12 protein-coding genes and 1 tRNA gene are annotated in these 16,416 nt (G+C 55.5%); 7 read left to right on the top strand and 6 right to left on the bottom strand.

Going from position 1 to position 16,416, the window contains the following annotated elements:
* Positions 1-16 precede the first annotated feature (16 nt).
* From JFT66_RS19860 to JFT66_RS19850, 3 genes are all read left to right on the top strand, one after another.
* Positions 17-2,632, top strand: a complete 2,616-nt coding sequence (locus JFT66_RS19860) for a PD-(D/E)XK nuclease family protein (RefSeq protein WP_233097152.1) — start codon at positions 17-19, stop codon at positions 2,630-2,632.
* Positions 2,633-2,634: 2 nt separating this feature from the next.
* Positions 2,635-5,820 carry a UvrD-helicase domain-containing protein gene (locus JFT66_RS19855; protein WP_198859937.1) on the top strand — a complete coding sequence of 1,062 codons (3,186 nt, stop codon included), beginning with the start codon at positions 2,635-2,637 and terminating at the stop codon, positions 5,818-5,820.
* 85 nt (positions 5,821-5,905) lie between these two features.
* Positions 5,906-6,211, top strand: coding sequence for a hypothetical protein (locus tag JFT66_RS19850; protein WP_198859936.1), 306 nt, complete (start codon positions 5,906-5,908; stop codon positions 6,209-6,211).
* A 338-nt stretch (positions 6,212-6,549) separates the two neighbouring features.
* Here JFT66_RS19850 and JFT66_RS19845 read toward each other — a convergent pair whose 3' ends face one another.
* From JFT66_RS19845 to JFT66_RS19835, 3 genes are all read right to left on the bottom strand, one after another.
* Positions 6,550-7,527, bottom strand: a complete 978-nt coding sequence (locus JFT66_RS19845; protein WP_198859935.1) for a hypothetical protein — start codon at positions 7,525-7,527, stop codon at positions 6,550-6,552.
* 80 nt (positions 7,528-7,607) lie between these two features.
* Entirely contained in the window at positions 7,608-7,970 is a 363-nt protein-coding gene (locus JFT66_RS19840; protein ID WP_233097144.1) for a hypothetical protein, read from the bottom strand.
* Between the two features lie 74 nt (positions 7,971-8,044).
* On the bottom strand, positions 8,045-8,926 hold the full coding sequence (locus JFT66_RS19835; RefSeq protein ID WP_198859934.1) for a hypothetical protein: 882 nt from the start codon (positions 8,924-8,926) through the stop codon (positions 8,045-8,047).
* 100 nt (positions 8,927-9,026) lie between these two features.
* Between JFT66_RS19835 and JFT66_RS19830 the strand changes: the two genes are divergently transcribed.
* From JFT66_RS19830 to JFT66_RS19815, 4 genes are all read left to right on the top strand, one after another.
* The gene (locus JFT66_RS19830) at positions 9,027-10,100 is read left to right on the top strand and encodes a helix-turn-helix transcriptional regulator (protein WP_032902043.1); all 1,074 of its coding nucleotides are present in this window, start codon (positions 9,027-9,029) and stop codon (positions 10,098-10,100) included.
* A gap of 241 nt (positions 10,101-10,341) precedes the next feature.
* Positions 10,342-12,144 carry a DUF262 domain-containing protein gene (locus JFT66_RS19825; protein ID WP_233097143.1) on the top strand — a complete coding sequence of 601 codons (1,803 nt, stop codon included), beginning with the start codon at positions 10,342-10,344 and terminating at the stop codon, positions 12,142-12,144.
* On the top strand, positions 12,141-14,414 hold the full coding sequence (locus JFT66_RS19820; RefSeq protein ID WP_198859932.1) for a GmrSD restriction endonuclease domain-containing protein: 2,274 nt from the start codon (positions 12,141-12,143) through the stop codon (positions 14,412-14,414). Before JFT66_RS19825 ends, JFT66_RS19820 begins: the two co-directional genes overlap by 4 nt.
* A gap of 201 nt (positions 14,415-14,615) precedes the next feature.
* Complete coding sequence (locus tag JFT66_RS19815) at positions 14,616-14,945, top strand: hypothetical protein (RefSeq protein ID WP_170037952.1); 330 nt, start codon at positions 14,616-14,618, stop codon at positions 14,943-14,945.
* 664 nt (positions 14,946-15,609) lie between these two features.
* On the opposite strand, the gene JFT66_RS19810 is transcribed toward JFT66_RS19815, so the two are convergent.
* The 3 genes from JFT66_RS19810 to ihfA all read right to left on the bottom strand — a co-directional run bounded on the left by JFT66_RS19810 (position 15,610) and on the right by ihfA (position 16,416).
* Positions 15,610-15,686, bottom strand: a tRNA-Pro gene (locus tag JFT66_RS19810).
* A 90-nt stretch (positions 15,687-15,776) separates the two neighbouring features.
* The gene (locus JFT66_RS19805) at positions 15,777-16,133 is read right to left on the bottom strand and encodes a MerR family transcriptional regulator (RefSeq protein ID WP_003174972.1); all 357 of its coding nucleotides are present in this window, start codon (positions 16,131-16,133) and stop codon (positions 15,777-15,779) included.
* A complete protein-coding gene (ihfA, locus tag JFT66_RS19800; protein ID WP_002553164.1) occupies positions 16,114-16,416 on the bottom strand; it encodes an integration host factor subunit alpha in 303 nt (100 codons plus the stop codon). Before ihfA ends, JFT66_RS19805 begins: the two co-directional genes overlap by 20 nt.

Below are 16,416 nucleotides of genomic sequence, written 5' to 3'. Positions count from 1 at the left end.
CGTCAACGTGTCAGAAATGCTTATCACGTTCGGCATGCAACTCGATGGTCAGCGGGCAACACGAGCCAGTAATCGATTAGGGGCGTTGACCGTCGGGCCACAGGGACTGCTGGATATTCTGGAGACCCAGCTGGGCCTAGTGGCACGTCAGCCTTGTGCGGCACAACGTACAGCCACGTACCGCGATTGCCTGGCGCACTGCAATAACCCACTGCGCTTCTATCATGCCAGTTTTTCCTCCGATGAATTGGGGGTGGCTGCTGCATTGCTGGCCTGGCGGGATGATTTGTATTTGCACGGTTGGGATGGGCGCGTCGGTGCCGACGCCAGCCAACGTTTGAAAGACCTTGCCGAGATCGAGACTCAAGCTCGCGTGCAGGTCGCCCCTTCCATGGGACAGCGCTTGCAAAATGTTGCCAAGGCGCTGGGCTCTCGTCGCCCCCCGATCAAGACCGTGCTGTTGGCTGACGCTTTCGAGCTTTATCCACTGGCCTGGCAAATGGTGCTGAATCTCCTGCCTAACGAGCGCCTGGAGATACCGGAGGGTAAGGCGCAAGGTTTTCTGGGGCAGTTGCAAATGCAATTGCGCCAGAGCATTGCCGGTGTAGAGGTCACGCCCATTCAATGGCAAGAAGATGGCACAGTGCAAGTTGTTCAAGCGCAAACTCGAGCATTGGCCGCCAGCTGGCTGAGCCGCTCACTGGGCCAGGGCACCCCCACCTTGCTGGTGACGGGTGACGAGGGTGGTTGTCTTGATGGTCATTTTATTGGTGCCGGCCAGGCTCGCCATGGCCTCAATGGTAGCAGCAATCTACGCCCTGCCCTGCAGGTATTGTCACTGGCCATGGAGCTGCTTTGGGCACCAGCCAACTACCCGGCACTCCTGCAGTTTTTGACCCACTCGATATGCCCGATTCGTTTGTTTGCACGTCGGCGCTTGGCAACCAAAATAGCAAGCTCACCCGGCCTCGTCGGGAGCAAGTGGGAGGATGCACTGGAGGAAATCGCAGCGCATTACGCTGCAGATGCGCCCGACGTACTTGCCTCGATTGACGAGTGGCTGAATATGCCCACTTTTACGACTGACGACGGCGTGGCGCCCAGTGAGGTGCTGGTACGTGTCGAACGGTTGCTGAAGTTTTTTAAAGCACGCCTGGGGCACCAAGAGCCCGCGCATAGATTCGCGGCTCAGGCAGGTTACGCTCAGTGTGAAGCAGCACTAGACTCCCTCAAGACCTTGCATCTTCAAGGTGTGGAGCGGTTAAAACCGCGGCAGTTGCAGCAGGTCATCGAGCAAGCCACAGCCAGCGGCGTGGATAATCCATTGCTGGCCGCACAAGTCGGCGCCCACTTGAGCGTCTCGCGTCCAGGTGCGGCCATTGAGCAAGCCGACACAGTGATCTGGTGGCACCTGAGCATGCCGGTGTTACCGCCCCTGTCGCCCTGGTCCAAGGCCGAACGCATTCAATTGGCCGATGCCGGGGTGGCGCTACCGGACGGTGCCACACTACTGACTCAAGCAGCCCGTGACTGGCTGCGACCAGTCCTGGCAGCAAACTGCCGGCTGATACTGGTACTCGCGCCACCACGGGAGGAAAGCCACCCGCTCTGGCAAATGATCGAAGCCGTTGTGCAGCAGCCAAAGGTGCATATTCTCGAGGAGCTTCTGCATAACCCCGGCCCGCTTTGCCAAGTCCAAGCATCGGCGCCACTGCCACTGCGCAAACGCTGGTGGCGCCTGCCACCCGACATCCCGCTCGAGACGCCTGAGAAAGCGTCTTTCTCGAGCCTCAACCTGTTGCTGTTCAACCCTTATCAATGGTTGCTGCAATACGGAGCCAAGATTCAGGCGTCCAAAAGCCAGAGCCTGAGCGACGGTTTTTTGCTCTATGGTTCGTTGACCCATCGCTTGGCTGAGCACTTTTTCACTCGGCCGGACGCGCTGAGCATGAGCACCACAGATTTTAACAGCTGGTTCTCGACCCACTTCCCCCGTGTGGTACGTGAAGAAGGCGCGGTGTTGCTGATGGAGGGACGCGGTGCCGACCTGGCAACACTGCGCCATCGTGCGCTGCGTGCTTTGACTCGACTGCGATCGCACTTTCTCAATGCTGGCATCACGGTCGTAACGTCTGAGCAGGCGCTGGCTGGTCGTTTCGAGGGTGGCGCATTGGGCGGCTCTGCTGACCTGGTATTGACCACTGCGCTAGGACATCGAGCCATCGTCGACATGAAGTGGTCGGGGGGCAAGAAATACCCGGAGCAGCTCAAGGCAAACCGCCATCTGCAGTTGGCGATTTATGCCGAGTTGCTTCGTCAGGACAGCGGTTCATGGCCTTCCGTAGCCTATTTCATCCTTGAGTCCGCGCGCCTGCTAACCCCGGATGACCAAACCTTCAGAGATTCAGAGCAAGTGCCGGCCAATCCGCCAAGCACAATGCCTCAGCTGTGGCTCAGTTTTACCGAGGCCTGGAAGTGGCGGAAGGCGCAACAGGCAGAGGGGCGGTTTGAAGTTGCGCTGCAAGGTATTGAAGAGGATGAGGACTCGATCCCTCCCGATCAGGCGATGCTGATGGAATACCTTAACGAAGCCTACAACGACTACCTGGCCTTGGCCGGATGGGAGCAATGACAATGTCGACCACCGCACACATCACATTTATCAGTGCTGGCGCCGGCAGCGGCAAAACTCACCGGCTTACTGAAATACTGCACCAGGAGTTGCTTGATCAGCAGGTCCAGCCTTCGGGTGTGATTGCCACGACCTTTACCCGAAAAGCCGCTGCCGAGCTGCGCGAGCGGGTCCGTAGCCACCTTCTCAAGCAGGGCCAAATCAACCTAGCCACAGCCATGGGCCAAGCCCGTATCGGGACCATCAACAGTATTTGCGGGCAATTGCTTGAGCGTTTTGCATTCGAAGCAGGCATGCCACCCGAGCAACGTGTGTTGGAAGAAAACCAGGCAGCCCTGCTACTGAACAAAGCGGTTGACCGGGTGCTTGATTGTGAACGCCTGGATAATCTACTCGCCGTCGCCCGACGTCTGGGCCTTGAAGACACCAATCAACAAGGCGACTTTGCTAATACCAACTGGCGCGATGAGTTGCGCAAGCTTTTGAGTCAGTTGCGCACCAACGACATTGATCTTGAACTGTCCCGTAGTTTTGCTGACCGAAATGCCAACGACATGCTGAAGCATTTCCCCAAACCGACCACAGCCGACTTGAACGGCGAGTTGTTGCACAGCATTCCTAAGGCACTGGATCTGTTACAGGCAGCTGGCAGCGATAAAAAGAACACTGAAGCCTACATAACGTTGCTTACCCGCTTCCACTATGAACTGCAGCAAGGCAACGCGCGCTGGAGTGATTGGGCAAAACTGGCGAAGGAAGCTCCTGAGGCAAAGCTCAAGCCATTGGTAACAACCCTCTCTGAAACCATTGGCCGCTACGCCGAACACCCGGATCTACATGGCGACATCCGCGCCTACCTCGAACAGGTTTTCGGCCTGGCCATTGATGTATTGAACGTGTACGAACACAACAAACGTGAGTTTGGCGTACTGGACTTTGCCGACCAGGAACATGCCTTGCTCAAGTTGCTGGACAACCCAGCCGTGGCGCAGGTGCTCGAGGATGAGCTCGATCTGATCATGGTCGACGAGTTCCAGGACACCAGCCCGATGCAGCTGGCGATATTCCTCAAGCTTTCACGCTTTGCCAAAAAGGTTTACTGGGTCGGGGATATCAAGCAGGCGATCTATGGTTTTCGGGGCAGCGACTGTGCGCTGATGCAAGCCATCCTCAAGGCATTGCCCGATATGGGTGGCAAGAAACAGGTATTGCCTAACTCTTGGCGCTCACGTACCGAGCTGGTCGAACTGGCGAACGATGTATTCAACAAAGCCTTCGCCAACAGCCTGGAAACAAAGGACGTTGAGCTGATACCGACCCGCACGGATCAACTACCCGGCCCAGCCTTCGCCAATTGGGTACTGGACGGCAAAAATGCCGAATTGCAAGTCAACGCATTGGCCGAGGGGATTGGCCAACTACTGGCTAGCCGTTATCAGGTATTCGATAAACCCCGCCAGGAAGCCCGAGCGGTACGCTTGGGCGATATCACTGTGCTTTGCTACTCCCACAGTAACGTTGCGAAAGTAGCAGCAGCCCTCGCTACTCTGGGCATCCCCTGCTCCACAGCACAACCAGGGCTGCTAGCAACCGCAGAGGCAACTCTGGCACTGGCGTGTTTGCGCCGATTGAACGACCCGGCCGATACCCTGGCAACGGCACAGATTATCTCGTTAACCGAAACCGAAGGGCCGGAAAGCTGGGTTGCCGAGCGCCTGCGCTACCTCAATGCAGGACACCCCAAAGCGCAGTGGCGTGAACTGAGCCTCGGCGAGTTTTTGCAACACCCGCTTGTGGCGGCCGTTGCACAACTGCGCACAGATCTGCCAGTGCTGACACCAGTAGAGGCGTTGCAACGCCTGATCGCCGAGTGCGATTTACCCTCGCGTGTTACCGGCTGGTCAACCTCGACAGCGCTGGCGCAAAAGCGCTTGGCCAACCTTGATGCATTGATCGATCTGGCGCAGCAGTATGAGGATCTCTGTCGAAATGGATTAGGGGCGGCATCCATCTCCGGGCTGTTGTTGTGGCTGGACGAAATCGCCAACGCCAAAAATGATGCACTGGCCACTCCTGCGCTGGATGCCGTTCAAGTGATGACTCATCACGCCAGCAAAGGTCTGGAATGGCCGGTCGTGATTTTGATGGATCTGGCACGCGATATCAGCGACCGGTTATGGTCAGTCTCGGCTCAGTCCAATAGCGCATTCGATCCACATAAACCATTGCATGACCGCTTTATCCGCTACTGGCCATGGCCGCTGGGCAAACAGAAAGCGGTTCCGTTGAGCGAAACGTTCGAACAGACCGCCATGGGCCTGGCGTGCCGGGCTGAAGCCGTTGAAGAAGCAAAGCGCCTGCTCTACGTGAGCATGACCCGCGCCCGAGACCTGCTGGTCATTGCCCGTTCGAGTAGAAAGATCACAGGAGAGTGGCTCGACACTGTCCAGGCACCCTGGTTGATGACGCCTCCCGGGCTGTCGACTTTGAAGCTGCCGAATGGAAAAGAACTGCGCGCCGATTGCCAAACGCTCACTGCCAGTGATTCACCTGTGCCCGTGGCGGTGATTGAACAGAATCTGCACTGGTTTGCCCCGGTACAAGCGATCCAGCCTCGTTTGCCACTGGGCTTCCAACCGTCCAGCGGTGGCGCTCGCACCAGCACCGCAGCCCGCAATACTTGCCGGATCGGCACTCGCATCGCCTTCCAAGGCAGCCCGGAAATGAGTGTATTGGGAACGGCCATTCATGCCAGTTTGTGCCTTTCATTCACTGACCCCAACTGCCCCCTCACCTTAGACGAAGTGCAGGACCTGTTGCAGAGCCACGCAGTGCACGAGCACGTGAATGCCAGTCAGGTCATCGCACAGCAATTGGCCTTGCACGCCTGGATCGAATCCCGCTGGCCAGAGGCCAAAGCCATGGCTGAGTACCCGGTGCAACAGTTGCTGCGCTCGGGTCAGGTGCTCAATGGTCGGATCGATCTTCTGCTGGACACAAAAGATGGCTGGGTGCTCATTGACCACAAATCCAACCCGGCGCCCGAAGCCCAGTGGGAGCGATTGGCCGAGGAACATGCTGGTCAGCTTGATGCTTACGCCCAAGCGATTGAGGCGGCATCGGGTCGGCCTGTCATCGCCGCATGGCTCTTTCTGCCGGTGGCCGCGGGAGCGATTCAGGTTTTTTAGCCGCCGACGTGATTCCACATTCGCGTAAACGACCAATCACGGCGGTCGGGTTGATCTCGGCCGCTGACATCACAAGGAAAAAAGCATGACGCTGTATGAATCAATCCTGCTGGAAGTGCGCAACGGTGCGCTGAGCGAACCCTTTGAAGTGCAAGAACTGACTAGCGAACGTCGTCGGGTCATGTGCTCTATAGAGCAGAAGCTGGTTGAAAAATATCGTATCGGATTCGAGTTCTTTATGGAATCGACGATCGGGACGACCATCGCCAACTACGCGCAGGACGAGCAGACGGGAGCCGGCGGCTACAATGTCGAACAGGGTGCCAAAGCAAAGTACCTGCGAGTCAAGCCTGGCGTATACAAAGTAAAAGAACTGAATGGTCCGCTATAGCCGCCAGGCAAAGTTTCAGGCTCAGGGCTAACCAAATAATCGCTTTACTTTCGCCACGGCCACTTCCAGGGCCGTGGCTTGTTCCATATTTACATCCCGACTTTTACAACGCGGGCAAACCTCAGGACAGTCTTCGAATCGCAAGACATCACTGAGCGGGATAACCGTTTGGCTCCAGCCACAATCTTTGCAACGCATGGTGAAAGGACGCACTGGCCTGACCATAGAAACCCCTCAATCTGTTGGCACTTATTCCAGACTACAGCGTGTTGCGACAAGATGAGTCGTTAGCCGAAATCAGATCCGAGCCTAGCGATGCCGTTCATTGACAGGATGTCTTAGAAACCTCGAACAATATAGCCTCGCGTCCATAGATGCCGGCAGTCCTTGCACTCGAAATCCTGACTCACCTCATGGTCTGTCACGGTCACCTGCCGCGACTTGCGCTGCCCTGTCAATCTTTCGATGACAAGATGCTCCACGGATCGGACTTGATAAACCGCCTCATGAGAGCGGACCATCTTTATCGCTCTATGGTGACAACTGGGGCACTCTTTGTTTTTCTGGTGTTCGATCCAAAGGATCTGAAGATGGGGAATTAGCCAGCTTGAGGCGCTGAGCACTCCAGCGATGATCAACTGGTCCGCCGACTTGGCCGAGAACGTGATGATCTCGAACGCGCCAAGCACGCACAGCTCACCAAAAAAACTGCCCCAGAGTACAGCCCAGAGCAGTCGATACCTGCACAATTGCCGATAGCGCGACTCTCGTCTGGCAATCTGTTCAGCGAACGTTGTGTCTTCTGTCCGTACAGCTACGCCACTGACGGCTGACAAATACTCGTCACCATCGAAAGCGTTGTTATAGAACTGCTGAGCCTGCAACTGTAGCTGGGCACAAAATTCGTCCGGAAGAACCGTATGCTCATTTTTCTCGTCAGATTGAAGCTTGAGCTTCAGTACTTTGGCATCACACAGGCAGCGAAGAATCTTTTGAGATGGCTCGATGAAAAACATGCCGATTTCGTAGAAGCTACCCCCGCGATATTCGCTGCTTCTGTTTGTCTGGTACTTCAAGTCAAACCGTTGACGGTCGACCAATAGGGTCAATTGAGATGGTAACCAGCTGCCTGAGCGAGTGGTCTTGATCTCCACATCAAGAATCATGCGGTCTGAAGCAGGACGGATATTGCGGCGCCATGAGAAGGTAATCTCATACATGCCGGAGCGATGCCGGCAGTGGCGCAGGTGCTCAATCGTGGTGAGGCCATCGAACTCATCCCGTTCGACGGACACAAAATCGGACTTGATGTCCATCAAGCCCCCCCTTTCTGACTGATACACAGTTGATGTTCGTTAAACACCGCATCCTTAATGATCACTGGACTGCCGGGTGTTTACGTTCCTGTGTTCGGGTTCTTGGCGCGAGCCTTTGCCAGCATCTCGTCCAGCTGAGCCAGCAAATCGTCTGCGCTGATCTCGACAAACTCCCCGCATGATGCGGCCAAGATCTTCTCGGCAAATTCAGCGCTGTACTCCGGGTGAGGGTAGCCCGGGGCAGCTTTATCGATTGCTGTGAAGCACCACTCGCCGCCCACTTCCTGGCCCATAAGGCTATCGGCCTCCTGCAGGCCAAATAGCGTGGATTGATACTTCGCATCACAAAGATTTGGGCATGCCTGCATCACGGCCTTTCTCAAGTCACCAGCGCTGATGCCGTCAGCGGCGAGCTGCATAATCAAAGCCTGCAACGGATTCATGTCGCGCATCCTGCACCTCACTCATTTAGAATGACCTCCCCGTCAAGCAACGAAAGGAAGTTGTCGATCAGGTCTTAAGCCGCTAAAGCTAGACGCTGATCACCCAGGTCGTAGCCAATCATGAAGAGTGCAGCCTCCAGGGCACGCAGCGGGTCATTCGGAGTGGGCACCAAATGGAAGCGGCTGCCGGCGGCGCTTGGATGCGCCAGGACCGCACTCAGCACCCAACTGGCGCGCATATTCCACATTGCGTGATGATGGCCTGAGCGCAAGACCTTGAACTTGAGCCCGCCGGTACCAGGGTCGCGGCGCTTGGGAGCGAGCGTATTCTCTCCTTCCTTGGCAGCGGCCCAAGGGAAGCACAGCCCTTCAGGAACCTTAGACAATCCGTATGCAAGGCAAAACTTTACGACCATCCAGCCCAGACTTGCGGCAACGCGGCTGTCGTAGATGATGAAGTCTTTGCAGAGCAAGGAGTACACCTTGGTCATCCCAGAGTTGAAACGAAGGTTTTTCGAACGCAAGACAGGTGCATGGCTGTCGCCGGCGACTATCGCAGCTTGTACGTCTTGCAACATGCGGCCAAGCCCGAGCTCATTCTTCTTCAGCCAATCCACATTGTGGGCAGTTACACCGCCCCAGCGCATCACGTCGACGGCTGCATCTAGAGTGCGCGAGTCGCTCCCACAAGCATTCACCAAGTCCTGACGCAGGGCAGACAAAGCGATACCGTTGCTGCTGGAGCAAAACCCTCGATTGAAGCCTAAGCGGGCATTATCCGGATGGTTCCAACGGTAGTTTTCGAAGGCGTTGTACAGGCTGCTACATGACCATTTCTCATCAGTCTTGCGATTGACATATTGATGATTAAAGTGCACTTGTGAATCGAGCTCAGTGGCCAGCCAGCTGATGAACCCAGAAACGTCAGGAAGGGCTAGATAGGTTTGGTCGTTCATGAAATGCTCCTGTGGGCTGACACATGTAGTCGCAGGATTGCTTGTCAGCCAGTACATAGTCCCAGCAGATAAACCCACTTTTTGTCCCTGAGCTTCAGCAATGATAAATCATCACCGACGCCGTACCGCTTTGCGCAAAATTCTTCAACGCGAAGGCAAGTCCCTGTCGACGGCGGATATCCACACTGAACTATGTCGGTGGTTCAATGATTTCAGCCTCCATGTAAAAACCACACTGCGAGACCTCGAAGCTCTGACCGAAGCCGAGTTGGTAACTCAGGGTGAAACCGGCTCAGATAAGAAATCAAAATATTGGAAAACCGGTCGGGGCAGCTTCGACTTGACGCTCTCTCCCACAGAGGCAATGACGTTGGCCGCTATTTTCGACCACGCAGAGCGCTTCGGCTTCCCACCACATACGGAACAACTGACCAAGCTACGCGAATACGCAACCACGGAAATAACCAAGCACTCCAAGCGGACTGTCGCCTGGACGCAGCAAATCACTTCGGGGACCCGTTTTACGCTGCTCAAACCCGGTAAATATGACCCTGCGCATCTCGACCTTATCCAAGGGGCGATTCTGGACGATGCTTCGCTTGAGGTGACCTACCTTCCAAGAGACGCCGGAGGCGTTGAGTGCATTTACCTACTTAAACCCTTGGCACTTTCCTATCAGGATTCAAACGTCTATCTGTCTGCCTACGTGCTCGAGGAGCAGTGGCCGCAGTCGGATCCACCCGCGTCAGACACCTACCGCGGCAAGTACAGCAGTAACGGCCCCAAGTCGATGTGCGCCCTCATGCTGCATCGAATGGTAGAGGTCAAGACGAGTTGGCAGAAAATACCTGGCCCGGCCAGCTACGACGTCAACTCCTTTGAGGTCCAAAAGCACCTCATGACGATACACGGCGAAAGTCCCATCCAACTCAAACTACGTCTTAGCCCCAACCTGCACAATCGGCTTACCGAGAACCCGCTGGCTGAAGACCAGGTTGTAGTGCAATACGCCGACGACCGATGGGACTTGAGCTGCACCCTCCACGACACCCAAGGCTTGCGCCTGTTCCTGCTCAGCAATGCTGGCGACATTGAAGTGCTCGCCCCTCCAGTAATACGAGCACACGTGCGCGAAACGCTTCGTCGAGCAGCGAGTGTATACGCGGGCGATTAATTGCCCGGACCGCAGATCCGATGCAATTGCGTAAGTGCTTTGGACATGGCTACCCAAACGTGCTGCCACTGACCAGACATAGGCATTCGGGATGTCGGGTGGACGCCTGGAAGGCTGAGTTTCATGGATTTTGCCCATCCGCCAGTCAAAATGATGGCAATGAGCCGCACTGGGTGATTGAATCCACGCGAAGCGCCAAACATCCCATGCCTACCCAGCACCCGATTCGAGATCGTAAATCATGGAAGAACTTTGCTTGGACTCACACAGTGTCGATTTGACTGCAGCAACGCTGGCTAGCAAATTCGTAGGCGATATTTCTGGTGTTTTCAGGGTGCCTGGATACCAACGTGGCTACCGTTGGGACACTACGGATGTGGACCGCCTGCTGAACGACATCTGGCAGGCGTTGAAAACCGCAGAACTGGACCAGCCCTATAATCTACAGCCCATTGTGGTCAAACAGCATTCACGAGGCTCTACGGCGCAAACATGTCAATGGGAATTGGTCGATGGGCAGCAGCGCTTGACCACGATCTACCTGATACTGCTCTACATGCATAAAACGGGTTTGAACAAGGCCCCGCTGCCCTATTCACTGCACTACGAAACCCGCCCAGGGAGCGCAACATTTCTCGAAAGGCTCGGTGATGAGGAGCTGGAAGACTACGACAGCAACATCGATTACTTCCATTTGCACAGGGCTTATCGCTGTATTGGCCAGTGGTTCGATAAACACGGTGCTCGCACTCAATTCGCGGCCAACAAATTCTACGAAGCGCTGTTCGAGAAAGTCGCGGTGATCTGGTATCAGGCCCCCGAAGACATGGATGCCACGGCCCTGTTCACTCGATTGAACGTCGGCCGGATACCGCTGACGGATGCGGAGTTGGTCAAAGCGTTGCTGCTGTCCAGGATCAAGGTCGAGCATGCCGATCGAGCCGCCGAGGTCGCCAGCCAATGGGACATCATCGAGCGCGATCTCCATGCCCCCGAGCTGTGGGGTTTCATCTGTGGCAATTCGCCGAAGGTTACCGACCGCTACCCGACCAGGATCAGCCTTTTGCTCGATTCGCTGGTATCCGGCAGCCAGTCACGCAAGTCGACCCGCTACCATACCTTCGAGTCTCTGCGGCCGGATATCGAAACAGACCCACTGGCATTCTGGCTGCAGGTTCTCAACCTGCATGACCTGATGCTTGGCTGGTTCAACAACCGCAACCTGTTTCATAAGGTGGGTTATCTGGTACTCACAGGGACGGACTTCGGAGAACTGGCTCGTTTGTCCGCAAACCAGAGCAAACGTCAATTCGAACAGGACCTGGATCACCGCATCCAAGAGTCACTGAGCCTCAAAGCTTCGGACGTGGAAGCGCTCAGCTATGACGACCGAAAGCACTACGACAAGTTGCTGAACCTGCTGTTGCTGGTGAATGTCGAAACCATGCGCCGGGTGCCACACGCCAACCAACGCTTCCCCTTCCACATGCACACCGATACGGCATGGTCGCTGGAGCACATCCATGCGCAGGATGCCGAGAACCTGACCAAGGCCGAACAATGGCAAACCTGGTTAAGGCTGCATTTGACCGCGCTCAGTGAGCTGGCGCCCGATACCGTCCCGCAACAGTCGCAGCTGTTTGAGGAACTGAAGACAGCGCTTGAGCAAGTCGGCACGGCGCAGAACTTTGGCAACACCTTTCAAGACCTGGCCAGTCGTGTCGTCGCCGCTTTCAATGCGCCCGACGAGCAGACTGCCTCTGCTCATGGCCTGCACTCCATCGCCAACCTAGTCCTGCTGTCGAGGTCGGACAACAGCCTGCTGAGCAACGCGGTGTTCGAGGCCAAGCGGCAAATGCTTCTGGATGTAGACCGAAAGGGAGGCTACATACCGGTGTGCACGCGCAATGTATTCCTCAAGTACTACACCCCGGCGAACGCGCACCAGAACCATTTCTGGGGCCCTCAGGATCGCAATCATTACCTCGATACAATCCTCGAGATCGCCAAGCCCTATTTCCTGAACGAAGAGAAAATGGCATGAACCACACACTCACGTCGTACATTTCACTCTTCGACAAAAACTTGCAGGCGACTCATCGAATCCAAAGAATCGAAATCCCGCTGATCCAGCGCGACTATGCACAAGGCCGTCATGGCGCATCGGTGGAGCGAATCCGCAAGGACTTCGTCGACGCCTTGCATGATGCCGTCATGCATGACGACCGTCCCATCAGCCTGGATTTCATCTATGGCGATGTCGTGGACGGCACCCTCTATCCCCTGGATGGCCAACAACGCCTGACCACGCTGTTCCTGCTGCACTGGTACCTGAGCTGGCAGGCCGGCGAGCCCATCGAAGGGCAAGCATGGCGCAACTTCACCTACGCCACCCGCGCCAGTGCCCGACAGTTCTGCGAGGCATTGGCCAACTATCGACCACCCGCCGGCGAGACCGATTTGAAGGGTTGGATTGTCGATCAGCCCTGGTATTTTCACGGGTGGCAACATGACTCCAGTATCCGTGCCATGCTGGTCATGCTGCAGGCGCTGGAACAGCGTTTTGCCAGCGCCAGCAGCGAAGCATTCGCTGCTGCCTGGGAACGTCTTGCCGCGACCGACCATCCGGCAATCAGCTTCCACCTGCTGCCGGTGGTGAAGAACAAGCTCAATGACGATCTCTATATCAAGATGAACTCTCGCGGCAAGCCGCTGACGCCGTTCGAAAACTTCAAAGCGCATTTCGAGACGTTGCTCAAAAGCGCCTGTCCTGCACAAGCCGACGATTTCGCACACAGGGTTGATACCGTGTGGACGGACGTCATCTGGGCTTACAAGGACGCTGATCAGCTTATTGATGATCAATTCATGCGCTACTTCCGTTTTGTGTTTGACCTTTGCGCCTGGCGCGAGGGTAATCGCGCCGACAGCAAGGCCAGCCTCGATCAGTTGGCACAAAGCCTGTTTGCCAGCGACCAAGCGAAGGCGGTCGAGCACCTGAACTACCTGTTTGCAGCCTTCGATATCTGGGTCGACCTGGACACGAGTGATGCCTTCAACACCTGGCTGCGTGCAGCCGACGCTCGATCCCCATCGGCCCTGCTGCTGTTCAATCCTCTGCGCACCCAGCCCGGCCAGAGCCGCATCGACCTCTTCGGTGGTTGCTGCCGGCATTACGGGGATTCCGAGTGGAGTCAGGCTCATAGCCTTCTGCTCTACGCAGTGCTGCTGCATCGCATGCACAACACCGCTGATTTCCCTGAACAGTTACGTATCGTGCGCAACCTGATCGAAGCGTCCGGTGGCGGTGAGATGCGCGCCCAGAACATGCCCGCCTTATTGGAAGATGTACGCCGTGTCATAGTCGACGGAACCCTGGACGGCGTATCGACCTTCAATCAGAAGCAGATCGCGAACGAAAAGGACAAGATCAACCTACTTGCCGCCCACCCGTCGCTGCGAAAAGCGGTCTACCAACTGGAAGACAACAGCGTGCTGCACGGCGCACTGGCCGTGTTCGACCTCGACCCAGCTCTGGACCCTGCAATTTTTGCCCAACGTGCCTTAGCGTTTCTTACCTTGTTCGAAGATGCTCACTGTTGGCCACAGTTGACCGGCGCACTGCTCTCGCTGGGCGATTATTCGCGCAAGCAGGATCGTTATGGCAGCTACCGATTTTTCGATTTCGGCTCGCCGCGCAGTGAAGCAGTCTGGCGGGATCTGCTTGCGAGCAGAAAGAGTCCCGAGTTGGTACAACCCCTTACCGAACTACTCGATCAGGTCGCGCAAAGCGGTAACGATCTCGCCGTACTCAAAGAGATTCAGCAGGCGTTCCTCACCGCGTGCGAACGCGACCACGTGCTGGACTGGCGTTATTACCTGGTCAAGTACCCGCGCATGCGTGAAGGTAACTCGGGCCGCTATGCCATCAGCCAACGTGGCTACAGCATTTGCATGCTGGACAAGACAGTCATGCGCAGTTACTACCGCGACCCCTATCTCTCGGCGGTGGCGACCACGAGCGGCTTGAAGGTTCCAGACAACAACCTCTGGTTTTATGGATACGAAACCCTGCGTCGCGGGCTGGAACGAACGGGTGGTACTGTCACCATCGAAAGTGTCGACGACGGATGGAAACTCGAAAACTTACCTGACGACCCTGAACTCGCACGGAATATGGAGGACTTACGTGCAAGCTTCAACATCGGCAGTGACCAGATATATCGAGTGCCACAGGAAAACGGCATAGATGCTACTGACCGGATCATACAGGGTGCCAAGTTGCTCCTTGCAATGGATGAGCTCGGTCTCTAGCGGCAGGATCGGCTCAAGGGTTAGCCGGTTTCTGATTAGTAAGACTGTTGACGATGGTTGTCCAAATGTCGGCTTTGCCAAAAGCCGACATTTGCCCCCGACTGATCAGGGACAGACCGGCTTGAGTACCAGTTTTCGAAATACTGGCTTGATCCATTGATTCACCATTACAATTCCACTCTAACCAAGGAGTGAAATCGGATGGCGTTTTACATCGAAAGTGTGGGTGAGGCCGTGATTAGCCTTCAAAATGAGGAGTTTCGAGTTGACTCCGACACCTTGAAGCAAGGTGATACTGTTCAGACAAGTCAACAAGCCTATGATGAGGACGACGTCGAATTCGAAACTTCGTTCTTCGCTATATCGCGGGGTGAAAACACCGAAGAAAAGCAGCTCTTCACATGGAGGGTGGAGTACACCCAACACTTCAGCACTGGCAAGCTATTTATTAACGCCACTGAATGTGTAACTCCAGGCGCGCTAATGATAAAAGACCTCAGCTTCAGTGTAGCCGTAGATGAAAATGAGTAGTTAAAAGGAAGTTTTCACCGGGCGCTTTACTTTAAGCGCCCATAGCCTCAGCCATTACATGCACTAACGATGGATGGGCGCACATCTACATCGAATCTATTCAATGTGACGAGCCTCGAGAAAGCTTACTTTGCCAGTCGCTTCGAGCTTTGCCTGACTACCCGGTTCGGGCCTGCCTCCGAACACCAGAAAAATCGACCTCCCACAACGCTTATCATGCGACGATCTCAGCTCAAGCAATGCGACGTGATGGGTTCACGCTTGCCCTGCCTCCTGAGACCATCTGACTGGCTCCGCCCGCCCTCACTGCTGCGACAGGCACGGGAACTCTGCCAGCTGCAGGACGAAAACATCCACCGTAAGCAGTCGGTGATCGGCCTCGCCCTAATTTGTCATATCCTTCTGGTGGTGATCAGAAAAAATCTGAAGACAGCTAGTCGTGTCGATGTCAGCTAGCCCCCCCAATAGAAAATTCGCGAAAAGGAAAAGATCGCAGCCAATACAATCAGAACTGATCAGACTTGACAGGTTTCAACGCGACGAAGCCCCGAATGGCCCTTTAAGAGCTTTTTGCTAACGGTGACCCAACGGTGACCAAAATGATCAAATCCCAGAAACAACAAAGCCCGGTCGTTTCCGAACCGGGCTAAGTCATTGAATAATATGGTCGGGACGGAGTGATTCGAACACTCGACCCCTAGCACCCCATGCTAGTGCGCTACCGGACTGCGCTACGCCCCGACTAGGCGTGTTACTGGGTTCGCTTCGCAACGAAGCGATCAGGAATATACCGCAAGCTTTTGAAATGTGGAAGTATTTTAAAAGCTTGAATCATTTCTTCAAAACCACCAACACATCTTCGAGCTCGGAGATCATCTGGCGGATCAGTTGCTTGTATTGGGTGGTGTCGTCTTTGGCTTCATCACCGGACATACGCTGGCGTGCGCCGCTGATGGTGAACCCCTGATCGTACAGCAACGCACGGATCTGTCGGATCATCAGTACATCCTGGCGCTGATAATACCGACGGTTCCCGGTGCGTTTGACGGGGTTGAGTTGAGGAAACTCCTGCTCCCAATAGCGCAGCACGTGCGGTTTTACCGCACAGAGCTCGCTGACTTCACCGATGGTGAAGTAGCGCTTGCCTGGGATGACGGGTAGTTCGTCGTTATGACTTGGTTCCAGCATAAGCCTCAACTCGGGCCTTCAACTTCTGCCCTGGACGAAAGGTGACCACACGGCGAGCCGTGATCGGGATTTCTTCTCCCGTTTTTGGATTGCGGCCAGGCCGCTGGCGTTTGTCCCGCAGGTCGAAATTGCCGAAACCGGACAATTTGACCTGTTCGTTGTCTTCCAGAGCGTGCCTGATCTCTTCGAAAAACAGCTCGACCAATTCCTTGGCCTCGCGCTTGTTCAGACCCAACTCTTCGTACAGACGTTCCGCCATCTCAGCTTTCGTCAAAGCCCCCAT

Source organism: Pseudomonas sp. MF6755 (genome assembly GCF_016405635.1).
In the GTDB taxonomy this organism is placed as follows: domain Bacteria; phylum Pseudomonadota; class Gammaproteobacteria; order Pseudomonadales; family Pseudomonadaceae; genus Aquipseudomonas; species Aquipseudomonas haemolytica.
The sequence above is the reverse complement of the archived record's forward strand: the minus strand, read 5'-3'. Positions and strand labels throughout refer to the sequence as shown.

Coding starts and splice junctions, on each gene's coding strand:
- JFT66_RS19860 (WP_233097152.1), top strand. CDS start 17: ATGCTTATCACGTTCGGCATGCAACTCGATGGTCAGCGGGCAACACGA.
- JFT66_RS19855 (WP_198859937.1), top strand. CDS start 2,635: ATGTCGACCACCGCACACATCACATTTATCAGTGCTGGCGCCGGCAGC.
- JFT66_RS19850 (WP_198859936.1), top strand. CDS start 5,906: ATGACGCTGTATGAATCAATCCTGCTGGAAGTGCGCAACGGTGCGCTG.
- JFT66_RS19845 (WP_198859935.1), bottom strand. CDS start 7,527: ATGGACATCAAGTCCGATTTTGTGTCCGTCGAACGGGATGAGTTCGAT.
- JFT66_RS19840 (WP_233097144.1), bottom strand. CDS start 7,970: ATGAATCCGTTGCAGGCTTTGATTATGCAGCTCGCCGCTGACGGCATC.
- JFT66_RS19835 (WP_198859934.1), bottom strand. CDS start 8,926: ATGAACGACCAAACCTATCTAGCCCTTCCTGACGTTTCTGGGTTCATC.
- JFT66_RS19830 (WP_032902043.1), top strand. CDS start 9,027: ATGATAAATCATCACCGACGCCGTACCGCTTTGCGCAAAATTCTTCAA.
- JFT66_RS19825 (WP_233097143.1), top strand. CDS start 10,342: ATGGAAGAACTTTGCTTGGACTCACACAGTGTCGATTTGACTGCAGCA.
- JFT66_RS19820 (WP_198859932.1), top strand. CDS start 12,141: ATGAACCACACACTCACGTCGTACATTTCACTCTTCGACAAAAACTTG.
- JFT66_RS19815 (WP_170037952.1), top strand. CDS start 14,616: ATGGCGTTTTACATCGAAAGTGTGGGTGAGGCCGTGATTAGCCTTCAA.
- JFT66_RS19805 (WP_003174972.1), bottom strand. CDS start 16,133: ATGCTGGAACCAAGTCATAACGACGAACTACCCGTCATCCCAGGCAAG.
- ihfA (WP_002553164.1), bottom strand. CDS start 16,416: ATGGGGGCTTTGACGAAAGCTGAGATGGCGGAACGTCTGTACGAAGAG.